This is a genomic window from Blautia sp. AF19-13LB (genome assembly GCF_003479105.1).
GTDB classification, from domain to species: domain Bacteria; phylum Bacillota; class Clostridia; order Lachnospirales; family Lachnospiraceae; genus Fusicatenibacter; species Fusicatenibacter saccharivorans.
Genome location: NZ_QUGO01000003.1, coordinates 76,472 through 97,693, shown reverse-complemented (window position 1 = coordinate 97,693; position 21,222 = coordinate 76,472). Strand labels below are relative to the sequence as shown.

The window sequence follows — 21,222 nt, the reverse complement described above, 5'->3', positions numbered from 1 at the left end:
GTGTTCTTTCTTCAAGTCACGCATACTTAGACATTCTACTTTAGTATACATCCTTTTGTGATCTCTGGCAATACAAAAAACATACTCTGTATTTATTTTTTAACATTTTTGTCAAACTTGCCTAAAATGAGGGATAAAAAAGAGACCTCCATTTTCATGTCGGCCTCTCCCGTTATTTTCTGCAGATGAAAACCCCTGCCTCTTTTGTGATCGCAATTCCGCCGTGTTTCTGAATTTTCTTTTCCAGAAATTCTTTGAATTCCCGCTGTCTCGGATACAGATACTCATTCTGATTTCCATGGCAGGAAAGGATATAGTCCAGAAGCGGCTCCGGCCGGTCGACCCAGAGACTGTCCTCGTAGATTCTTTTCTCTACGCTGCCAAAATAAGGCTTTAACTGCTTTTCTCCGTGATCCAGACCAAAAATAGTATACAGCGCCACCTCCGAAAGATTGATCTGCGGATCAAACTCCTGTACCAGATCGGTAATCTCTTTCATATGGCCTTTTCCATACGTACTGCAGTAGAACACGCCGTCATCTGAAAGCACACGGCTGATTTCCTGCAGACCGCGGGACAGATTCTGGACATAGAACAAAACATGATTTGCAATAATCCGGTCGTATTCCGCATCCGGAAACGGAAGTTTCTGGCAATCCAGTGTCCGGAAATCAAAACAGGATGCCTTTTCTTCTCCCAGATTTTCCGCCGCATCCCGGATCATGCCGTCCGACAGGTCAGACAGACAGATATACTTTCCTTTCAGCACGGATGGCTCCGCATTTTCCCAGAGCTGTCCGTTTCCGCAGCCAATCTCCAGAATCCGGCGCGCACCGTCAAAATCCATCTGTTCCAGAAGCCACGGGAACCATCCCTTTTTATTTTGGGAATACTGCTCGTGCAGCGAAATACGGATATTCAGGTTTTCCCCGTTTTTGTACTGCTCCACCAGCATCTTTTCCATATCGGTCAGATGAATCAGGTTCAGAATGCCGGTCCAGTCGATCTGGTTCGTCTCCTCCAGAATCTGTGTCGTATTCTGCAACGCCTTTTCCATCTGCTCCAGATTTTCCATCTTCTTGTGCACAAGTCCGATCTGCATTTTCAATGATTTCAGAATATCCGCACTCGTATCGTGAATCGTCATATTTCCGATCTCATTCAGGGAAAATCCGAGATATTTCAGCGATAAAATTTTCTGCAGCTTCAGAAAATCCTCATCCGAATACATCCGATAACCGGATTCGTTAATAAAGCTCGGCTTCAGCAGCCCTTTTTTGTCGTAATAGCGAATTGTCCGAATGGTCACATGGGCCATCCGGGCAAATTCACCAGTGGTATAATATTGATCCATATCCACCACTCCTTCGCAAAAGCCGCTTTTTTGCGGCCTTTGCATTTCACTTTTCTCTCTTACAGACGGTCTTTGTACATCTCAGCGAAGTAGTTCTGATACTCACCGCTGATGATGTGTTTCCACCAGTCTTCATTGTCCAGATACCACTGAATTGTCTGTGCGATTCCGGTATCAAAGTTGTATTTTGGTTTCCATCCAAGTTCAGTCTCGATCTTGGTCGGATCGATTGCATATCTTCTGTCATGGCCCGGGCGGTCTTTTACGTATTTGATCAGAGATTCCGGTTTGTCCAGAGCTTTCAGGATGGTCTGTACTACCTGAAGGTTTGTTCTCTCGTTGTGTCCGCCAATGTTGTAAACCTCGCCTACTTTACCTTTATGGATAATCAGGTCGATTGCTTCGCAATGGTCGGATACGTGCAGCCAGTCTCTGACATTCTCACCGTTTCCGTATACCGGAAGCTCTTCGTCTGCCAGTGCGCGGCTGATCATAAGCGGAATCAGCTTTTCCGGGAAGTGATACGGGCCGTAGTTATTGGAGCATCTGGAAACGGTAACCGGGGTACCGAAGGTTCTGTGGTAAGCCAGTACAAACAGGTCTGCGCTTGCTTTGGATGCAGAGTACGGGCTGGAGGTGTGGATTGGGGTATTCTCTGTGAAAAACAGGTCCGGGCGATCCAGCGGAAGGTCTCCGTAAACCTCATCGGTAGATACCTGATGATATCTCTTTACACCGAATTTTCTGGAAGCGTCCAGCAGTACACGGGTTCCCATTACGTTGGTCTGAACAAAGATGCCAGGATCCTCAATGGAACGGTCTACATGGCTCTCTGCTGCGAAGTTGACAACAACGTCAAATTTCTCTTTTTCAAACAGATCCATGATGAAAGCTTCGTCTGCGATATCACCTTTTACAAATTTGTAGTTCGGTTTGTCCTCAACCGGTTTCAGAGTCTCCAGGTTTCCTGCGTAGGTCAGCAGGTCCAGGTTTACGATCTGATAATCCGGGTATTTGTTTACCATGTGATGTACGAAGTTTCCGCCGATAAATCCGGCTCCGCCTGTTACTAATACTTTCATGCTTTTTCTCCTTTTTGGTGTGTTTATCGTCTCAGTTTTATGTCAATTCAACTTGTTGTACTCTCACTATAATGGGTGACGTTGCGTCATGGTCAAGAGGAGAATGAAAAAAGTTTGTGAAAATCTTGTTTTTTCCCTCCGAGAGTACATCTATCTTAAAATTTTTACGGCGATTCTCGTAATATACTGTTCCATTTCCTGACTGGTCAGCGCATCCACCATATATTCCTCATAAAAGCGGTCGTCCAGCAAAAGTCTCTGTTCCGTGGCATACCGGAACAGCTTCCGGTACGCCGCTTCAATTCCCTGCCATGGTCCTTTATAATAATAGCAAAGATACTCTCCCTCCGGCCGAACCGTGTATCGCACTTTCGCCGGCACACGATCAAAAATCAGATAGAAATCACGGTAATCCAGAAAATTCCCCGTTTCCAGTGTTCCCCGTTTCTGAACAAACCCAACATTATACGAACTTCGATTTCCGTATTGCCCACAGTAAGCATAGAGCTCTCCGATTTTCTGATTGACTGCCAGATTATCCGCTGATTCGCTGTGATTTGTGACAAGATACTGCAATGGCAGAGTATGAATCCCTACAGGACAGAAGGGATCTTTTTCAAACGCCTCACGGCATTCCGCCGATGCCTGTGCCAGAAACCGCTTCTTTTCCCCTATCCAGCGCTGCATCTCGCGGAGCCGCTGCATTTTTTCGCGCACCACCTTCTCCTCCTGTTCCAGCAGTACTCCGAATTTTTCAGGACTTCGCTGTTCCAGATAATTTCGAATCTCTGCCAGCGGCATGCCCAGCTCCCGCAGCATTCCGATCACATCAAACGTTTCAATCTGATCCATCGCATAATATCGGTAGCCGTTTGTCCCTCTTCTTTTTGGTACGAACAGCCCAATCTCATCATAATGGAAGAGCGTTTCCTTTGTCGTGCCTACCAGCGCTGCAAATCGCCCCGCGCTTAAATACTCCTGTTTTCCCATTTCTGACTCCTTTTCCTGAATATGTGCTCTCGGAATTTTTCCTGTTTTTCACCTTTTTTGCACTTGACTATAGGGTTACCCTATCCTTTATAATAGCAAACGATTCAAATTTTCACAAGAAATCTTTCCCATCTAAAGCGTGTCTGAAAAAGGCTTTTCACACATAAAAAGGAGGTTTTTGATTATGAGCCAGTCACTCGCCAAGGATTTCAACTTCCGCTCCCTGCTGAAGTTTGCGTTTCCATCGATCATCATGATGATCTTTATGTCTCTCTACAGTATTGTGGATGGCTTTTTCATCGCACAGTACGTGGACAGCATGGCGCTTTCCGCCGCCAATATCGTCTATCCTGCCGTCAGCATTCTTCTTGCCGTCGGCATCATGTTCGGTACCGGAGGCAGCGCCGTCGTCGCTGCAAAGATCGGACAGGGAAAACAGGAGGAAGCCAACCGTAACTTTTCGGCCCTTACCCTTACCACACTGATCATCGGTATTCTGGGCGCAGTGCTCGGCAACCTGTTTTGCCGTCAGATCTGCAGTCTGCTCGGTGCAACGCCGGTGCTGATGGATTACGGTACCGCCTATCTGCGGACGATCCTTTCCTTTGCCCCGGTCTGTCTTCTCCAGGCGCTGTTCCAGTCCTTCTTTGTAACAGCAGGGCGCCCGGGACTCGGACTTTCCCTTACGGTGTCCGCCGGCATTACCAACATGCTTCTGGACTATCTGTTTGTCGTTCCGCTCCATCTTGGTGTTGCCGGAGCTGCCCTTGCCACCGGCCTTGGCCAGTGCATTCCGGCCGTTGCCGGCATTTTATACTTTACCTTTGCCCGCAAAGGCCTTCGCTTCACCCGTCCGGAATTTTCCAAAGGCCTGCTCTCCACAAGCTGCTTCAACGGTTCCTCCGAGATGGTCAGCAATCTTTCTGCAGCCGTTGTCACTTACCTTTTCAACATGCTGATGCTGAAATTTGAGGGCGAAATCGGTGTTGCCGCCATCACGGCGATTCTGTACGGACAGTTTCTCTTTGTTGCGCTGTACCTCGGCTACAGTATCGGCGTTGCACCTGTGTTCAGCTTCAACTACGGCAGCCGGAACAAACAGCGGCTGATCCGGCTTTACCGCATCAGTATCCGTTTCGTTGTGATAAGCTCTGTGATCATTGCACTTGTGGCTGCCTTCGGTTCTCCGGTCATTTCCGCCGTTTTCATGCAGAAAGGCACGTACGGCTTTGAACTGACCCGCCACGGCGGATACCTGTTCTCCATCGCTTACCTGTTCTGCGGTACGAATATCGTCGCCTCCGGCATTTTCACCGCACTGTCAGACGGAAAGACCTCTGCTTTGATTTCCTTTTTGCGCACCTTCGTCTTTATCGTTCTCTCCGCGCTGCTTCTGCCGCTCGTGCTTGGCACCAACGGTGTGTGGCTGTCGATTCCGGTCGCCGAATTTCTGACGCTGTTCATCTCCGTGCCGAAGCTGTCCCGCTATTTTAGGGATCCAAAAGTCGCACCGGAGACAGAAATGCGTTGATTCTCAAAACCCCGCACAATAGATCCGTTGTTTTCATCGGATCCGCTGTGCGGGGTTTCTCTTTTGCTACCACTTTTTCCCCGGGCAGTCCCGCAGTGCAATCGCTGCCCGCATCTCCACGTAGCAGCCGCACATGCGGCACATGCCGGACAGCAGCTTTTCACACTCCTTACAGATGGAAAGCCGCCGCTCGTATTCCTCCTCCGGCGTTTTATCGTCCGCCGGAATTCTCGCAATATAATCGTACATATTCTGAAAAAAGCCTGCCTCGTCCATCTCACGAAGCAGGCATTTTTTACAGATCCTGGTATTTCCGTCCATCAAACTCCTCCGGAACCGAATCTTTTTTCATCCCAGATATCTTCTGGTTTTTATGGTTTCCCTATTTTACAGCGATATGAAGCACACTGCATGCCGGAATGGTAAAGGAAATTCCCTCTTTGGTTGCCTGTACACCGTCAAAGTTCTGAACGCCAACCGTCTCCGGCGCTTCAAAGGTGTTCTTATCCTGCATATGGCCGGTTACGATCTCGGCTTTGATCTCGCCGGCTTTTTTTCCAAGAATTACCGCTTCTACCGGATATGCTTTCTCCAGATCCACATTCGTCATCGTGATATGAAGTACACCGTCTGCATCTATCGAAACAGATTCCGTCAGATTCGGAACCATGTATTCGTCTTCCAGACCAACCTGCTCCGTTTCCAGAGAGCTTGCCAGAAGATCATTTTCCTGATGTACCTGATACAGATCGAAAACATGATACGTCGGAGTTTTGACCAGCTTTTCCCCCTCGGTCAGGATCATCGACTGCAGAACATTGACCATCTGTGCGATATTTGCCATCTTGACACGGTCGCTGTGTTTGTTGAAAAGATTCAGGTTGATACCTGCGACCAGTGCATCACGCATGGTATTCTGCTGATACAGAAATCCCGGATTTGTTCCAGGCTCCACATCATACCAGGTACCCCACTCATCCACGATCATGCCGACCTTTTTGTCCGGGTCATACTGATCCATAATGGCGCTGTGGCGACGGATCAGCTCTTCCATATACATCGTCTTTTTCATGGTCTTATACCAGTCTTTTTCCGCAAACTCCGTTGCACTTCCCTTGTGATCCCAGGTTTCCGGCACCGTATAGTAATGAAGCGACAGGCCATCCATCATGCCATGCTGCTGTGGGGAGATTCTGCGGAAGCATGCTTTCATCACTTCCTGCGTCCACTCATAATCATCCGAATTGGCGCCGCAGGCAATCTTCCGGATCTTTTTGTTTCCATCGTAATCACGCACAAAGGTCTGATATCTGCGGTACATATTTCCGTAGAATTCCGGATTCATATTTCCGCCGCAGCCCCAGTTCTCATTGCCGACACCGAAGAAATCGACGGTCCACGGCTTTTCGTGGCCATTTTCCGCACGAAGGTCTGCCATCGGAGATACACCGTCAAATGTCATATATTCAACCCACTCCGACATCTCCTGTACAGTACCGCTTCCCATATTTCCGTTGATATAGGTTTCACATCCGATCTGATGGCAGAGTTCAAAAAACTCGTGGGTACCGAAGCTGTTGTCCTCGACAACACCGCCCCAGTTGGTGTTGATCATTTTTTTGCGGCTTTCTTTCGGTCCGATACCGTCTTTCCAGTGATATTCATCTGCAAAACATCCGCCCGGCCAGCGCAGTACCGGAACTTTGATATTTTTCAGTGCTTCAACAACATCGGTACGCATTCCGTTCACGTTCGGAATATCGGAATTTTCTCCTACATAGAGTCCTTCATAAATACATCTTCCCAGATGCTCCGAAAACTGTCCCTGGATTTCCTTATTGATTTTTGAAAGCTTTCTGTTCGCATCAATTACTAACTTAGCCATAACTTGTCCCCTTTCGAGATCTTAAATTTGGCTTTATTATAGGAGATGTATCTCACTTGTGTCAATGAGCGTACAAGTTGTTTCCCCATGATTTTTTCAAAAAGTGCGGCCGTCTGGCTGCTGACCAAAAGGCCGCTTGTTTTATTTTTCATTCTGCATACGAAAAAACCGCCCTGGTTTTCACCAGGACGGTTACCGTCCGTGCGTTAGAGGATTCGAACCCCCGACCTTTTGGTCCGTAGCCAAACGCTCTATCCAGCTGAGCTAAACGCACATTTTTTTGTCGCTTTAGAACTCTTTGTTTATCACTCGTTCCCGCTGACATCATGTATATTACACTATCCTAAGAGAAAAGTCAACACCTTTTTGAAAAAATTTTAAAATTTTTTCGAATAACAGTTTTTTGTGAAAATAAGGGCTTTTTCCCCTATTTCACAGTCCGCACCAGGTAGTCTTTCTTTCGCAGTTCCTCTTCAATCAGATCCAGGGTCTGCGCAGAGTCTGCCGATACGGTATGAAAATGTTCCCCTGATGTGATATTCTTCAGCGGCCGTGATTTTCCCTGCCGGATTTCTTCCATAAACAGTGCCACCTTATTTCGTGAACTGATATTAAGTTCCGCCCGCAGTTCTCCGTAAACCTCGTGACGCACAATCACATCCAGCACAACGCCGCCGAAATCCACAATTGTATTCAGCTCGTCCTGCATCTGCTCATCCGTGTGATTCACCTCAAAGACCCGCGTCTCTCTCACCGGGCTGCTGCAGATGTAGCCGCGGTTTGTCGCAATCACATCGTATCCGGCAGCGCGGATCAAGGCAATGTCCTGGACAATCACCTGACGGCTGACTTCACAGCTCTTCGCCAGCGCTGCACCGGAGACCGGCGTCTTACTGTTTGTTATTCTTTGAAGAATCTCTTCTCTTCGTTCCTTTCCACTCATCATAAAACAAGACCTCGCATTTCGTACACTTCCCTTATCTTATCACACTTTCCGCCGTTTCTACAATAGCAGGAAATCATTTTCCAAAAGCTTTGTCAAGGACTAAAACTTTATGAAATTTTCCAGGCTCTCGTATATTCGTCCCGCCAACTGCCAATCATGAACGTATAACAGTAACGAACGGTAACCATACGTTCCATGTTTCAGGAGGATGCATACCATGGCGATCAATAAAGTTGAACTGTGCGGAGTCAATACATCACGCCTTCCCGTACTGAATGCCGAAGAAAAAGAGACTCTGCTGAAAAAGGCCCGCGAAGGAGATGCTGCTGCCCGCGAACGCTACATTCAGGGCAATCTGCGCCTTGTCTTAAGCGTGATCAAGCGCTTCTCCAACAGCAGTGAAAACGCCGACGATCTCTTTCAGATCGGCTGTATCGGCCTGATTAAGGCGATTGATAACTTCGACACGACCTTAAACGTCCGTTTCTCCACCTATGCCGTGCCGATGATCATCGGTGAAATCCGGCGGTATCTGCGTGACAACAATGCGATCCGCGTCAGCCGTTCCCTCAGGGATACTGCCTACCGCGCCATCTGCGCCCGCGAACTTTATCTCAAGCAGAACCAGAAAGAGCCTTCGATCGAGGAAATCGCCGCTGAAATCGGCATTGGAAAAGAGGATATCGTCTATGCCCTCGATGCAATCCAAAGCCCAATGAGTCTGTATGAGCCCGTCTACACGGAAGGCGGCGATACCCTGTATGTCATGGATCAGTTAAGTGATAAGAAAAATAAAGAAGAAAACTGGGTGCAGAACCTCGCCCTGCAGGACGCGGTCGCCCGTCTCAATGAGCGCGAACGCCAGATCATCCGCATGCGTTTCTATGAGGGGCAGACCCAGATGGAGGTTGCCCGGGAAATCGGCATCTCGCAGGCGCAGGTCAGCCGGCTGGAAAAGTCCGCCCTGCGCTCTATGCGGAATTATCTCTCCGACGAGCGGTAACGCCCGCCGTTCACTGAATTTCTGCAAACTCCAGCCGGTAATCCGACGGCGGCATTCCATAGTGTTTCCGGAACACACGGGAATAGTAAAAGGGATCTTCAAATCCGCACGACAGCGCCGTCTGTTTGACCATCATCCCCATCTGCAGCAGCTTTTCTGACTGCTGCAGCCGATATTCCAGCAGATACTGTCCTGGTGACCAGCCGATTTTCTTCTGAAACAGACGGTTCAGCGTTGTGCGGCTGACCGCCATTTTCCGCGCAATTGTCTCCGCGCAGAACTCACTCCTGTGATACCCTGCGGCAATCAGAGCCATCGCTTCCATGATCCGCGGATCTTCCTTCTTTCTCTCCTCCCGCTGCGGCTCCGCCAGATCCTGGTACACGCCCAGAAGCGCAAGCAGCACACCGACGGCCTCCTGGCTGTTCCGGCGATAGAGTTCCATCTGGCAGAGACGCTCAAAATACGGCAGAAGCCTTTCCTGACGGAGAGGCGGCGCCGCCGGCTGCTGTGGGTTCAGTACCGACCGTGCCAGAATCTGCCGGCATTGTTCCCCGACAAAATCAACCCACACATATTCCCACGGCTCGTTCTCATCCGGCGCGTACTGCACCACCTGCTCTGGACAGATTAAAAAGCTCTGTCCGGCGGTAAGTGTGTACGTCTTTTTCCCGCAGGTAAACGTTCCCTTTCCGCTTATAATATAATGTATAATATAGCACTGCCGTACACCCGGCCCCCAGGAATGCAGATCATGGCAGTCCTGCCGCCCGGCATCGACAGGCCGGATCCCGTTCATTTCTGATACAAGCATATTCTTTCCTTTTCCCGTATTTTATTCTTTATGAAGCAAAAATCCATGCTTTTGTCTTAAAATTCCATGGTTTTGCTCTGGAAATCCATCTATACTCAAAGTACATCAAAACTTACGGGAGGTCAATACTATGATCAAACTTACACCGCCGATGGGCTGGAATTCCTGGAACACCTTCGGAGAAAATATCAATGAAAAAATGATTTTTGAAACTGCTGATGTCATGGCCGAGAGCGGCCTGCGCGATAAAGGATACGAATATCTTGTCATCGACGACTGCTGGTCTTTACGTGAACGCGATGAAAACGGCCGTCTTGTGCCGGATCCGGAAAAATTTCCGCATGGTATGAAAGCCGTTGCCGATTACGTTCATTCCAAAGGGCTGAAATTCGGTATGTATTCCTGCGCCGGAAACATGACGTGTGCCGGCTACCCTGGCAGCTATGAGCACGAATTTGTCGATGCGGAAACTTTCGCATCCTGGGATGTTGATTTCTTAAAATACGACTACTGCTACCACAGCCCGATCCTGCACGGAAAATATCTGTACCGCCGCATGGGACTGGCACTCGAGAACTGCGGCCGCGACATTCTCTTCTCTGCCTGCTCCTGGGGTGCTGATGAAACGCATGAGTGGATCAAAGAAACCGGCGCTTCCATGTGGCGTTCCACCGGCGACATCTTTGATACCTGGGATTCTGTCAAAGATCTCGTGGCACAGCAGGAAAAACTGCATCCGTACAACGGCGTCGGCTGCTTCAACGATATGGACATGCTGATCGTCGGCATGCATGGAAAAGGAAATGTTGGACTGGCCGGCTGCAGCGATGTCCAGTATCAGACACACTATGCACTGTGGGCATTCCTTGGCTCCCCGCTGATGATCGGCTGCGACATCCGCGAGATGAGCGACGAAACCCGCCGCATTCTCATGAATGACGAAATGATCCGCATCAACCAGGATCCGCTCTGCCGTCAGCCGTATAAAGTGAAAAACCATGCATGGAATGACAACGTTCTGATTTATGTAAAAGCGCTCGCAGACGGAAATCTTGCTATCGGCATGTTCAATCTCAGTGATGAAAAATCGCGTGCAGCCATGAATCTCGATGAAATCGGCCTTCCGTTCTCCACTGGCCGTACTCTGGAACTTACTGAGGTCTGGACCTGCGAGAACCTGTGTGCAAACAATGCATCCCTTGTCACAGAGCTCGAGCCATTTGCATCAAAAGTATACCGTGCAAAGGTCGTAAAACTCTGATGGCACGCTGTATGCAGTGCGGCAAAGAACTCACACATAACGAGATCGGCGCCCACCGTAAATTTATCAACCGCGGCGCAGAACAGTTTTTCTGCAAGCAGTGTCTTGCCGAGCATCTCGGTGTAACGCCGGAGCTCATTGACGAAAAGATCGAACAGTTCAAGCGACAGGGATGTACCCTGTTTGTATAAGGCCGCTGCATGTAACGCACAGAGTCAGATTTCCATGCATCAGGAATCCGGCTCTGTGTTATTTTTATGTTTTATGAAGGTTTCCATCCGGAATCAGCTCCACGCAGACAATCTCGGGAATGTTATTGAACCGCGGAACCAATTCCGTATTTCCAAGTCCGGACGACAGCACCAGATGCCGTTTTCCATCCTCCGAATCAAAAATCCCCTTCAGCTGTCCCGGAAACCATCCCATGTCCGGCGCATAAACACCGCCAATGCCAGGCAGAATGACCTGGCCGCCGTGAAGATGGCCGGAAAATACGCAGTCAATGTCCCACTCCTCCAGCCCGTCATTTTTCAGCCAGGCAATCGGAAGATGGCTGAGCAGGATTTTGTAACGGTCGGTGTTCTCAAAATCCCACAAGAACTTACACTCTCCTAGATCCGCTTCGCCAGTTTCCAGATATTTATCCGGGAGACAGTAACCGTAAATGCCGCCGATACGGAGGGGCTGGCTGTTGATGGTGATGTCTTTATATTCATAGTTCAGGACGGTGGCGCCGGCAGATTCGTAGAGAGCGGTAATGTCTGTACCGTAGTTCTGCTCGTATTCCAGTTCATGGTTGCCGAGGGAGACGTATGTTGGGGCGATTGCAGATAATTCTGCCAGCAGCGTTACCACAATATTATTATCTGGCTCATTTGCATTTAGAAGATCACCGGTGATCATAATCAAATCTGGTGACTTCATTGCTGCTTTAGAAATCAGATGTTTATTATCCGAACCAAAAATGCTGTTATGGAGATCTGTTATTTGTATCAGACAAATTTCTTCCGAAATTTTCTTCGATTGCAGTATATATGTTATGCTGTTTAGATTATATTTCGATTTTATAACACTTTTTCCTGTTATGCACAGAAGCATAACAACCAATATGCCCACTACCCTACGCAGCTTGTACCCGTTTTTACATCGTTTTCTCATTCTATTTCTAACCATCTTATATTTTAGATCGAATCATTCTCAGCAGATTCTGCCATTGTCTTCTCACTCTAAAAAAGTTGACTTTCTCAGGATATGCTAATACATAAAAATCATAATTATTTTTAAAGCGTACAATCCCCTCTTTTTCTGCCTGCTCCAGTGCTTCTCTATACTGCTGTTGAAATTTTTCTCCTCGTTCTTTATCAAAACCTTCTTTCCATTTTTGGCACTTTATCAAATCCCACTGCGCTGAATTCAGCAGTTTTAACAATGCCGCCTGATAAAGTTCTTTACACCTTTTTTTCTTAAAAAATTTTATTCTTTCTTCCTGTGCATCATATTCATCAAATCGTTTATTGAGCGTCAAATTTTTTGTTATTCCACACGGATTTGTAAAATAGAAATAAAATACAATATCTGTTACTGCTATTCTCTCACTTCTATAATACAATTGATACGTAATATATTCATCTTCAAATAACCTCCCTTGCGGAAAACGGATTCCATTAAATACTGTTTTCTTAAATAATTTTCCACAACAGGATATATATTTTTCCACGTTTTGACCACAAAAAAGTTTGCTTTCAATTTCCAATCCAGACTGGATTTCCACACAATTCTTGATTTGTAACTCAGCGCATGTATCTACTTCTTCTATCTCAGCAAAATGTTTTAATCCGCAGATAAAGATATCCGCATTTTCCTCTTTCAAAACTTTCAGCTCTGTTTCAAGCATTTTACTATGCACCACATCATCCGCATCAATAAACATTACGTATTCCCCTGATGCAATTTCTAAGCCCGCATTTCTAGCAGAAGAAAGTCCCCCGTTTTCTTTATGAATCACCGTTATTGTCTTCTGTTTTTCAGCATATTCATCACATATCTCGGCCGAACCGTCAGTTGAACCATCATCCACTAAAATAATTTCATATTCCTGACAACTCTGTGCCAGCACACTGTCGATACACCGTTTTAAATAGCTTTTCCCTTGATAAACCGGAATTATAATACTAACCGTTATCATATCTGATCCATCCTTTTATTTTCAAGTAGATTTTTTCTCCCAAAAGCTTTTTAATCATACGATTCGGAAGATATTTCCAATCATTTTTCTTTTCCTCTAACAATGCCTGACGATGTTTTTTATGATACTCTTTTTCTGCTCTTTCCATCCAGCTTGCATGAAACCAATGAACCGAAATTGTTTTTTTTGATTTTCTTCTATATCCTGTTTCAAAATCAATGGGGCACATACAAATGGATGGTAAAATCATAATATTTCCCTCTAAAATCTGCTGCTTATCCTTTTGTTCCAGTCCGTGTTTCAAAAAGATTTCTGTATTAATAACCGGGCATGTCTTCTTATTTTCTGATCCGTCCTCTAAAATAAACGGGATCGTTTGATACATCTCCATCATTTCATACAACAAACCGCATCCCCGTTCAGCGCCAAATCCAAGCCCCGTAGAAATATATTTTTTATTTTCAAATCCAAAAAAAGCACTGTATTTTAGCAGAAAATCAATCTTTTTCACTAATTCTACATCTGTATCAAAATATATTCCTCCATATTCATACACAACCCGGAGTCTTACATAATCTGTAACAAATGCCCACTTTTTCCTATGATATGCGTCAATTACATACTGCGGGCATTCTTTTATATTAAAATTTTTTTCATTCCATTCTACAATAAGATAGTCTGGACAAAACTTCTGCCAGCTTTGCATGCATCGCCTGACCGAATCTGGAATTGGCTTTCTCCCAAACCAGCAATAATGTATTTTTTTAGGAATCATCTCTTTCACCCACGCATTTCAAATCGTCTAATCGAATTTTTCCCCAGGCATTTACGTTCCAGTTAATCTTTAAAGCATGTTTACTATCCTGAATTTCAAATGTAAATGCTGGAAACACTGCATCCAGGTCATCGTAAGTTCCCATTTCGTTTACATTATAAATCACCAGCAATACGAAATATTTTCCCGGTACAAGTCCACGCAGCAGCAATTCCATTTCCAATATTTTGCTTCTTCCTGCAAAAAAGGATGTAAATTCCTGCAAAATTCCCGCCGCAACAGATCCTCCATCTGCTGATCTTATTTCTGCCCTCACGGATAGATTGGAAATATTTGTTTTGGCCTCAACCGACAAATCAAATTTCAGCTTTTCCTCAAATTCATATACCGGTACCTGTTTGTCCACAAGATGCACATGTGTCATTTTCGCCTTAATAACTGGCGGCAGATGTGCCATTCTCTTATTTTTCAGATCAATATCTACACTTCCGTTTTTAACAGCTGTATCCATATACAAATCAATTGCTCTTTCTACCCCGCCGTCAAATATCAGTTCGCCGTGATCCAGTACAAGGCAGCGGGTGCAAAGCTGACGAATGGTATTCATATTATGACTCACATAAAGAATCGTTTTTTCTTCTGAATTTGCCGCCTTTCCCATCCGTCCAAGACACTTCTGCTGGAATTTCATATCTCCGACAGCCAGAACCTCATCCATAATCATAATTTCACTATCCAGATGAGCTGCCACAGAAAATGCAAGTTTAACATACATCCCACTGGAATATCGTTTTACAGGCGTATCGATAAACTCTCCACATTCGGAAAATGCAATAATCTGATCCAGTTTTTCTCCGATTTCTGCACGGCTCATCCCCAATATTGCCCCATTCATATAAATGTTTTCACGTCCCGTTAATTCCGGATGAAATCCCGTTCCTACTTCAAGCATAGATGCCACACGGCCATTCATTCCAATGCTTCCTTTTGTTGGTGCCGTTACTCTTGACAGCAGTTTCAGCAATGTCGATTTTCCTGCTCCGTTGTGTCCGATAATCCCTACTGCTTCTCCTTTTTCTACCTCAAATGAAATATCCTTCAGCGCCATAAAACGTTTTCCATACTCTGGTGTTTTCTGGCCTATTTTCAGTGTCGGATCTTCTTTTTTTCTTATTTTTGCATGGAATCGTTCCAGATCTTCCCGTAATGTTGTTCCCCCGATTGCACCCAGTCTATATTCTTTTGATACATGATCTATTTTGACCATAATCTGTTTTTCTGCCATCCTGTTCTCCTTAAATGGTATCCATAAATGTTCTTTCCACTTTATTGAATAACACAATTCCAAGTACAAATAAGATCATTGTGTTTCCCCACCCCACTCCATAGTATCCTGCATGAAAATATCCTGTTCCGAAAAAAATATAGCGGAATGAAGTGATGATCGGCGTCATTGGATTCAGCATATAAATCTTCATATATTTTTCAGGTACAAGCCGCAATCCATATGCAACTGGCGTTCCATACTGCCATAATTGTAATCCAAAGCCTATCAGCATCGCCAAATCACGATATTTTGTTGTAAGCGCTGAAACAATAATTCCAACTCCCATCGCCAGCATCATCATCTGAATGATCAATATTGGAAATAGAAAGAGATACCCGGACAATCGAATTTCCATTTTCCCTTTCCATATAAAATACAGCAAAAAAATCAAAAACATGGCAAATTGAATACCGAAGGAAATCAAATTAGATATGGTTGACGCTGCCGGAGATACCAGCCTTGGAAAATATACCTTTCCCATAATAGAACTGTTTGTTATAAATGTGTTTGCCGTACTGCTGACCGTCGATGAAAAATAGCTCCAGCAGATCGTACCTGCCATATAGAACAGAAATGCCGGAATTACGGTTTCTTCTGTCGCTTTCACATCCAGCGTAGTCAGGTTTGCCAGTGAACCAAAAATCACAGTGAACACTATGGTTGTTAACAGGGGCTGTATCACCGCCCACAAAGGCCCTAAAATTGTCTGTTTATATTTTGAAACAAAATCTCTTCTCACAAATAAAAAAATCAGGTCTCTATACTCATATGTTTCCTTTAAATGAAGATTGATCCATTTTGAATTTGCCGTAATAACTGTTTTAAATTGTTGTTCCATCTTTTTCTCTCTAACCTTAAACTTTGATTTTTCTTATAAATATTTTGATTCTTTTCGGTATCATGAAACGAAGTTTTCTCACAAACAGAATTCTGTTTCTTCGTTTCTGATACCACCGTTCCACACATGCATAGTTCTGTTTTTGCAGTTTCATTACTTTCTCCCGCTGCCGTTTCAGTACAGACGGCTGTACCAGCTGTGCATTATATTTTGCTGCCCGCTGATAAGATGACGGATATTTTATAATGTTACTTCCATATTTCGCAAGCATAGTCCTTCCCTGATCATTATTCACAATCAGACAGGAGACTCCTTTTTCTTTCTCTATTTCACCTCCATATTTTTTCAAATATTCCGGGTGCACCAGCTCTATCCCCCAATAATCTCCTATGGTAATATCACCCTGACGATATTCTGATGCAAACGGACAAAAATAGCAGCTTTTCCGGTATGTGTATCCATTTAAAAACATTTGATAATAGGAGCTTTCTTCCGGTTCAAAATATCTTTCTTTCTGACTTCCATCCCTGTTCTCCAATATCATTTTTCCGTATAACTTCCACCCGCTGCTTTTATCTCGAAAATAAAATCCTGCTATTTTTTTTCCTTCTTTCGATTCTATGTATCCTAAATAATTCTGGAATAATTTTGCGCTCGGTACACCATGACATATAATTTCTATTGTATATAAATTTGCATACGTTCTCTGAAGGTATCCTCTCAGTCCTGCTATCTGACAAGGCGTTCCACTAAACAACACAGTCTCGTTATGTTCCAGATGCCGCTTAATTTCAACATATACATTTTCCAAATTGCTTTGTACATATTTTGAATCCTTTAATTTACAAAGTTCCTCTATTTTATCTATCCCGATATGTTTTATTACTAAGTTTTGGTTTTCATAAAGCATAGCACATCCATAGACAATTCCTTTTCTTTTTAGCACTTCCTGCGCCAGCACGGTAAAGATTCCCCCCGAAGCATTTTCTTCCAGATCAGCGTCCTTTGCCTGTGCCGCATACGTTTCTTTTCGTGATTGCTCTTTTTTCTCAAAACTGCAGACTTTTAAACATTTTCCGCACTCCGTACACTTCGATTCATCTATTTTAGGATAATCAAAACCATTTTCATCCTCTTCCATGTAAATCGCATGTCTGGGGCAGCATTTACTGCAGGCTCCACATCCACAGCAATTTGTCTCATTCTTTTCGGAAATTATATTTCTCATTTACCCTTTTCCCTATTCTAATGCTTCTTTTATTGCTTCAAGCTTTCGATACTGATATCTTGTGTCCGGTTCCAGAAAAGCACCTTCTCCCCATTCATTCCATGCATTAATAAATATTACCGGCTTTTCCTCTTTCCGTGCTCTTTGTACCAGTATTTTCATATATTCAGCAAACTTTTCTACGGAAAATCCACTGACCATAACTCCATGTTTATTTCTTGGCGTATTATCCCAATCCACAAAACACCCCGGCCAAAAATTTTTCTTCCATTTCGCATTTAAAATCAAATCCCATATCTCATCGTAAAAATACATTCCCAGACTCTGCTCTTTCTTCCAATACATTCTTCCTTTCTTCTTTCGACATTTTCGATAAAACGACACCATTTCCTCTCCACAAAAGTTTCTGATCAAAGAAATTTTTCTGCTTGTTCCAGGCAGCTCCTGGCTTTCGATATTTCGTGAATATACAGGCTCAAATTCAATTTGATAATCAAAAATATCGTTTCTGTAATACATATCTGAATAATACGCCGGAAATTGAAATGCCAGACATAAATCCGGAAAGCCTTCTTCTTTTGCTCTTCTTCTAAAATACGATGCCATCTTATAAATATCGATCATTTGTTCCGGCTTATAAACAACGAGCAATGGGCACCCATCTACTGTTATATATCGTTCATCTTGAAAAAAATTCAGCAGATACTGAAAGTGCCGTTCCCACTCTTCTTTTCCGCCATAATCCTGCTCCATGATGATTTCCTGATCTCCACCATCCCAGTTCTTACTCCAGTTTTCATTGGCCCAGCAAAAGCAAAATGGGATCTCTATTTTTTTGTTTTTCAGCATTTGTTCCGCCGGTTTTTCCAACAACTTCTCACCATGTTTAAACCAATAATGATAATAGCAAAATCCGAAAATCCCATATTTTTTTGCCAGATTACTCTGCCAGATCTTTACCTGATCATCCATTAAATCATAATAGTTAAGGTCCAGTGGGATTTTGGGCTGATCATGCCCGGAAAATAATGCTTGTGCTTTTCGTACATTTGTCCATTCGGTAAACCCCTTGCCCCAGCATTGGTCGTTCAATGGTATTGCATGAAACTGAGGCAGGTAAAATGCAATCAGCTTAACTCCTTTCCCATCCTTAACTTCTGCCATTTTTCTTCCCCTCACCTTCTGTTTTTTCCATGATTTTTTCAAAACATTCCAAAAGACATCTCAAACGAGTTTCAAACTGAAAGCTCACACCGCTTTTCTTCTGAATCTCAGCAATTTTTTTGAGTCTCTGATATCTTAATGCACGAAATTTATAAAATTGATATATGCCTTCTCTCCCATATCGTTTCCAGAAATACGTCATCGTTCCATTTATTCGAAGGGTGAATTGTTTTTCATTAAAATCATGCTGTTTCTCTAAAGTCGCTCCCTCCAGATGAATAATCTTTGCCTGTGGTATATTATAAATTTTTTCACCTCTTTTTTTAATTCTCCAAGACAGCTCTTCCTCCTCTGCATACATAAAAAAATCCTCATCAAATCCTCCCAACTGCTCAAAGAGTTTTTTCTTCACCATCATGTCTGCCCCAAATATATAGGCAACTTCTATCTTTTGATTCGTATCGTTAAAATCTTTTCTTCGTATCTGCAATGCAAGATGTTTTCTGTATAATTTTTGTTCTGCTTTTGACAGCATCAAATACCGCCAGGATGCATATCTCTTTTCCGTTCCCAAATCATCAAACCTTAAACAAAAAGACGGACACGGCATTCTCTCCGGTGTATATAAATTTCCGCCTGTACATCCCATATCTGGATTGTTTTTCATCTCTTCCCATAAAATTTTTACTGCATTGTTCATCAAAACCGTATCGGGATTAAGAAAAAATACATAATCCCCCGCTGCGTATTTTGTTCCCAGATTGTTCGCTTTTCCAAATCCAAGATTTGTTTCTGCCTCTATCATCTTAACGCTGTTTTCAAATTCCGCCTGTAATCTTTCTGCTTCTTTGTTCTTTGATGCATTATCCACGATAATAATCTCAAATTTTACATCCGCAGTTTGTTGAAATATTGAATTGACACAATCGATTGTTAAGTCTATGGAATTGTAATTAACAATAATAATTGAAACATCCATACGCTATCCTTTCCATTTTATTTTTTCCTTTATGCTCTCATACCTCTCTTTTCCTAAAATACTTCTGCATATTCTGTTCGGCAGATGAATCATACAGTCCATATTTCTTAGATATTTTCTTTTTTTCTTTTCTTTTTCTGTAAGCCATGATGCTTTAAAATGATGAATCGAATATGTATTATCTGTCAATTCACACTTATGACTTTTCCAATTGATCGGGCAGAAATACTCTGCTGGATAAATATGAAACTTACAAATTTCCTGTTCCACATTTTCTTTCTTCATTCCCAGTTTTACCAGTGCCGCTGTGTTATAATAAGGACACGTTTTTAAATTTTCTTTTTCCTGCTCAACAAAATCAATCTCTTTATAAATATCCATCATCGCCTTCACGACCGGATGAAAAGCAGATGCGCCAAACCCCTGTCCCGTATTCACATAAACCTCATCACATTCTTCATCCACTTTCTTCTCAAATCCGATATAGCCATCTGTTTCTAACAAATCATCCAGTGATCGAATTAGTTCAACATCCGTATCAAGATAGATTCCTCCATACTGGTAAATAATATCCAGTCTGGCATAATCAGATACAAACCCCCAGCGTTTTGCCTGATACGCCTGCTCCATATATTTATTTTTATGAACATCATAATTCTTGCTGTTCCATTCCATAATTTCATAATCCGGACAATATTTCTGCCAGCTCTTAATACATTCAATTACCAGCAATGGTTTTTCGTTTTCCCCAAACCAACAATAATGAATTTTTTTCGGTATCATATAAACTCCTGGCAATAAATAGAATATTTTGCATAATCTTTATTTAAAATTGCTTTTGCAAGAAAATAATATCTGTCCTTTTTTTTCAAATACTCTTTAAAATTAGTACAGACAAATTCACATTCCCCTGCAAATACAGCCTTTTTTATTTTTTCCGGCAGCATAACAATCCTCCGGCAGGTAAATACAATCTGTCTCATTACCCTTTGATAATTCTCGTAGTCAAAAGGAATCTCCATTTTCTTTTGAATCTCAGCCATTAACAGCATAATCCAATAAGAATCTACTCTTTTTGGATTTTCATCATGCTTCTGTGTAATACTCTCTCCATGAATTCGATATGCATACACTACATCAGACAAACAATCCACTTTATTCGCCATTGGAAAAATCACAGCTCCGATAATTGCATCCTCATACCAATAGCCCTCCGGAAATTTCAATTCTTCCCACAGTTTTGCTTTCATCACCTTTAAACAGGGGCCTCCCCAATATTGATTTCTTTCTTTTGGCAAATGTTCTTTTTTTATCATTCCAAGAAAACCATTTTTATCAAAGCGATAGCCATTTCCCTCTACAATATCCGCATCTTCCAGATACGCTTTTGACAGCAAACACTCTATTGCATTCGGTAATAAAACATCATCCGAATCAACAAACATAATGTATTTGCTTTTTACTCTTTCAAGTCCTGCATTTCTTGCACCCGAATACCCTTTATTCTCCTGCCGAATAACTTCTACACATGGATTTTTTATGTATTGATTTAAAATTTGCCCGCTTCGATCCGTCGATCCATCGTCAATTGCAATTATCTGAAAGGAATATTTTGTTTTTTGCAGGACGATCGACTCCATACATTCCTTCAGCCAGTTTTCCGAGTTATATACAGGCACTATAATCGTGAGATCATATCGAATCTCTCTGCTCCTGTTTTCAGAAAATACATCCGGCGACACGGGCGGTGCAACATCCATCAGTATTCTCTTCGCATCCTGTGAAGAAAGTGTAATCTTTTCTTCCCGTATCTCATAAGCAATCCATGCCGCTATTCTTTTAAAAATCATTTTCAACCTC

General features: G+C 43.5%; 21 protein-coding genes and 1 tRNA gene. 4 read left to right on the top strand and 18 right to left on the bottom strand.

The features are described 5' to 3' along the window. Window positions 1-172 precede the first annotated feature (172 nt). The 3 genes from DWX32_RS04105 to DWX32_RS04095 all read right to left on the bottom strand — a co-directional run bounded on the left by DWX32_RS04105 (window position 173) and on the right by DWX32_RS04095 (window position 3,426). Window positions 173-1,354 carry a MerR family transcriptional regulator gene (locus DWX32_RS04105; RefSeq protein ID WP_118659312.1) on the bottom strand — a complete coding sequence of 394 codons (1,182 nt, stop codon included), beginning with the start codon at window positions 1,352-1,354 and terminating at the stop codon, window positions 173-175. A 59-nt stretch (window positions 1,355-1,413) separates the two neighbouring features. Further along, entirely contained in the window at window positions 1,414-2,436 is a 1,023-nt protein-coding gene (gene rfbB / locus DWX32_RS04100; protein WP_022461570.1) for a dTDP-glucose 4,6-dehydratase, read from the bottom strand. 150 nt (window positions 2,437-2,586) lie between these two features. Beyond that, a complete protein-coding gene (locus tag DWX32_RS04095) occupies window positions 2,587-3,426 on the bottom strand; it encodes a MerR family transcriptional regulator (protein WP_118659311.1) in 840 nt (279 codons plus the stop codon). Window positions 3,427-3,610: 184 nt separating this feature from the next. Between DWX32_RS04095 and DWX32_RS04090 the strand changes: the two genes are divergently transcribed. Then, window positions 3,611-4,957 (top strand): MATE family efflux transporter, encoded by a 1,347-nt coding sequence (locus DWX32_RS04090; protein WP_118659310.1) that lies wholly within the window; start codon window positions 3,611-3,613, stop codon window positions 4,955-4,957. A gap of 66 nt (window positions 4,958-5,023) precedes the next feature. Here the strand turns inward: DWX32_RS04090 and DWX32_RS04085 are convergent, their stop codons facing one another. From DWX32_RS04085 to DWX32_RS04070, 4 genes are all read right to left on the bottom strand, one after another. After that, complete coding sequence (locus DWX32_RS04085) at window positions 5,024-5,278, bottom strand: DUF6171 family protein (protein ID WP_055220495.1); 255 nt, start codon at window positions 5,276-5,278, stop codon at window positions 5,024-5,026. Window positions 5,279-5,339: 61 nt separating this feature from the next. Further along, window positions 5,340-6,842, bottom strand: a complete 1,503-nt coding sequence (locus DWX32_RS04080; protein WP_118659309.1) for an alpha-N-arabinofuranosidase — start codon at window positions 6,840-6,842, stop codon at window positions 5,340-5,342. Between the two features lie 200 nt (window positions 6,843-7,042). Continuing rightward, window positions 7,043-7,116, bottom strand: a tRNA-Arg gene (locus tag DWX32_RS04075). A gap of 153 nt (window positions 7,117-7,269) precedes the next feature. Next, complete coding sequence (locus tag DWX32_RS04070) at window positions 7,270-7,785, bottom strand: transcription repressor NadR (protein ID WP_055220692.1); 516 nt, start codon at window positions 7,783-7,785, stop codon at window positions 7,270-7,272. A gap of 220 nt (window positions 7,786-8,005) precedes the next feature. Here DWX32_RS04070 and sigG point away from each other — a divergent pair, with 220 nt between their 5' ends. Beyond that, on the top strand, window positions 8,006-8,791 hold the full coding sequence (gene sigG / locus DWX32_RS04065) for an RNA polymerase sporulation sigma factor SigG (RefSeq protein WP_055220491.1): 786 nt from the start codon (window positions 8,006-8,008) through the stop codon (window positions 8,789-8,791). Between the two features lie 10 nt (window positions 8,792-8,801). Here sigG and DWX32_RS04060 read toward each other — a convergent pair whose 3' ends face one another. Then, window positions 8,802-9,605 carry an AraC family transcriptional regulator gene (locus tag DWX32_RS04060; protein WP_118659308.1) on the bottom strand — a complete coding sequence of 268 codons (804 nt, stop codon included), beginning with the start codon at window positions 9,603-9,605 and terminating at the stop codon, window positions 8,802-8,804. A gap of 130 nt (window positions 9,606-9,735) precedes the next feature. On the opposite strand from DWX32_RS04060, the gene DWX32_RS04055 reads away from it, so the two are divergent. Both DWX32_RS04055 and DWX32_RS04050 read left to right on the top strand, forming a co-directional pair. Then, a complete protein-coding gene (locus DWX32_RS04055) occupies window positions 9,736-10,866 on the top strand; it encodes a glycoside hydrolase family 27 protein (RefSeq protein ID WP_118659307.1) in 1,131 nt (376 codons plus the stop codon). Then, window positions 10,866-11,057: a hypothetical protein gene (locus DWX32_RS04050; protein ID WP_022461561.1), complete on the top strand. Its 192-nt coding sequence runs from the start codon at window positions 10,866-10,868 to the stop codon at window positions 11,055-11,057. Before DWX32_RS04055 ends, DWX32_RS04050 begins: the two co-directional genes overlap by 1 nt. A gap of 64 nt (window positions 11,058-11,121) precedes the next feature. On the opposite strand, the gene DWX32_RS04045 is transcribed toward DWX32_RS04050, so the two are convergent. The 10 genes from DWX32_RS04045 to DWX32_RS04000 form a co-directional block, all read right to left on the bottom strand. After that, window positions 11,122-11,964 carry a metallophosphoesterase gene (locus DWX32_RS04045; protein ID WP_158583742.1) on the bottom strand — a complete coding sequence of 281 codons (843 nt, stop codon included), beginning with the start codon at window positions 11,962-11,964 and terminating at the stop codon, window positions 11,122-11,124. A gap of 76 nt (window positions 11,965-12,040) precedes the next feature. Continuing rightward, on the bottom strand, window positions 12,041-13,051 hold the full coding sequence (locus DWX32_RS04040; protein ID WP_118640347.1) for a glycosyltransferase family 2 protein: 1,011 nt from the start codon (window positions 13,049-13,051) through the stop codon (window positions 12,041-12,043). Beyond that, on the bottom strand, window positions 13,038-13,826 hold the full coding sequence (locus DWX32_RS04035) for a glycosyltransferase family 32 protein (RefSeq protein WP_118640346.1): 789 nt from the start codon (window positions 13,824-13,826) through the stop codon (window positions 13,038-13,040). The genes DWX32_RS04040 and DWX32_RS04035 overlap by 14 nt, the downstream gene beginning before the upstream one ends. Continuing rightward, the gene (locus DWX32_RS04030; protein WP_117804738.1) at window positions 13,816-15,111 is read right to left on the bottom strand and encodes an ABC transporter ATP-binding protein; all 1,296 of its coding nucleotides are present in this window, start codon (window positions 15,109-15,111) and stop codon (window positions 13,816-13,818) included. The genes DWX32_RS04035 and DWX32_RS04030 overlap by 11 nt, the downstream gene beginning before the upstream one ends. Window positions 15,112-15,121: 10 nt before the next feature. After that, entirely contained in the window at window positions 15,122-15,991 is an 870-nt protein-coding gene (locus DWX32_RS04025) for an ABC transporter permease (protein WP_118600888.1), read from the bottom strand. Between the two features lie 16 nt (window positions 15,992-16,007). Further along, window positions 16,008-17,219, bottom strand: a complete 1,212-nt coding sequence (locus DWX32_RS04020; RefSeq protein ID WP_118600889.1) for a Coenzyme F420 hydrogenase/dehydrogenase, beta subunit C-terminal domain — start codon at window positions 17,217-17,219, stop codon at window positions 16,008-16,010. Window positions 17,220-17,231: 12 nt separating this feature from the next. Next, complete coding sequence (locus DWX32_RS04015) at window positions 17,232-18,383, bottom strand: glycosyltransferase WbsX family protein (RefSeq protein WP_118600890.1); 1,152 nt, start codon at window positions 18,381-18,383, stop codon at window positions 17,232-17,234. After that, complete coding sequence (locus DWX32_RS04010) at window positions 18,370-19,362, bottom strand: glycosyltransferase family 2 protein (RefSeq protein WP_118600891.1); 993 nt, start codon at window positions 19,360-19,362, stop codon at window positions 18,370-18,372. Before DWX32_RS04010 ends, DWX32_RS04015 begins: the two co-directional genes overlap by 14 nt. 3 nt (window positions 19,363-19,365) lie before the next feature. Beyond that, window positions 19,366-20,145 (bottom strand): glycosyltransferase family 32 protein, encoded by a 780-nt coding sequence (locus tag DWX32_RS04005; RefSeq protein ID WP_118600892.1) that lies wholly within the window; start codon window positions 20,143-20,145, stop codon window positions 19,366-19,368. Continuing rightward, window positions 20,142-21,212, bottom strand: a complete 1,071-nt coding sequence (locus DWX32_RS04000) for a glycosyltransferase family 2 protein (RefSeq protein WP_118600893.1) — start codon at window positions 21,210-21,212, stop codon at window positions 20,142-20,144. The genes DWX32_RS04005 and DWX32_RS04000 overlap by 4 nt, the downstream gene beginning before the upstream one ends. Between the last annotated feature and the right edge of the window lie 10 nt (window positions 21,213-21,222).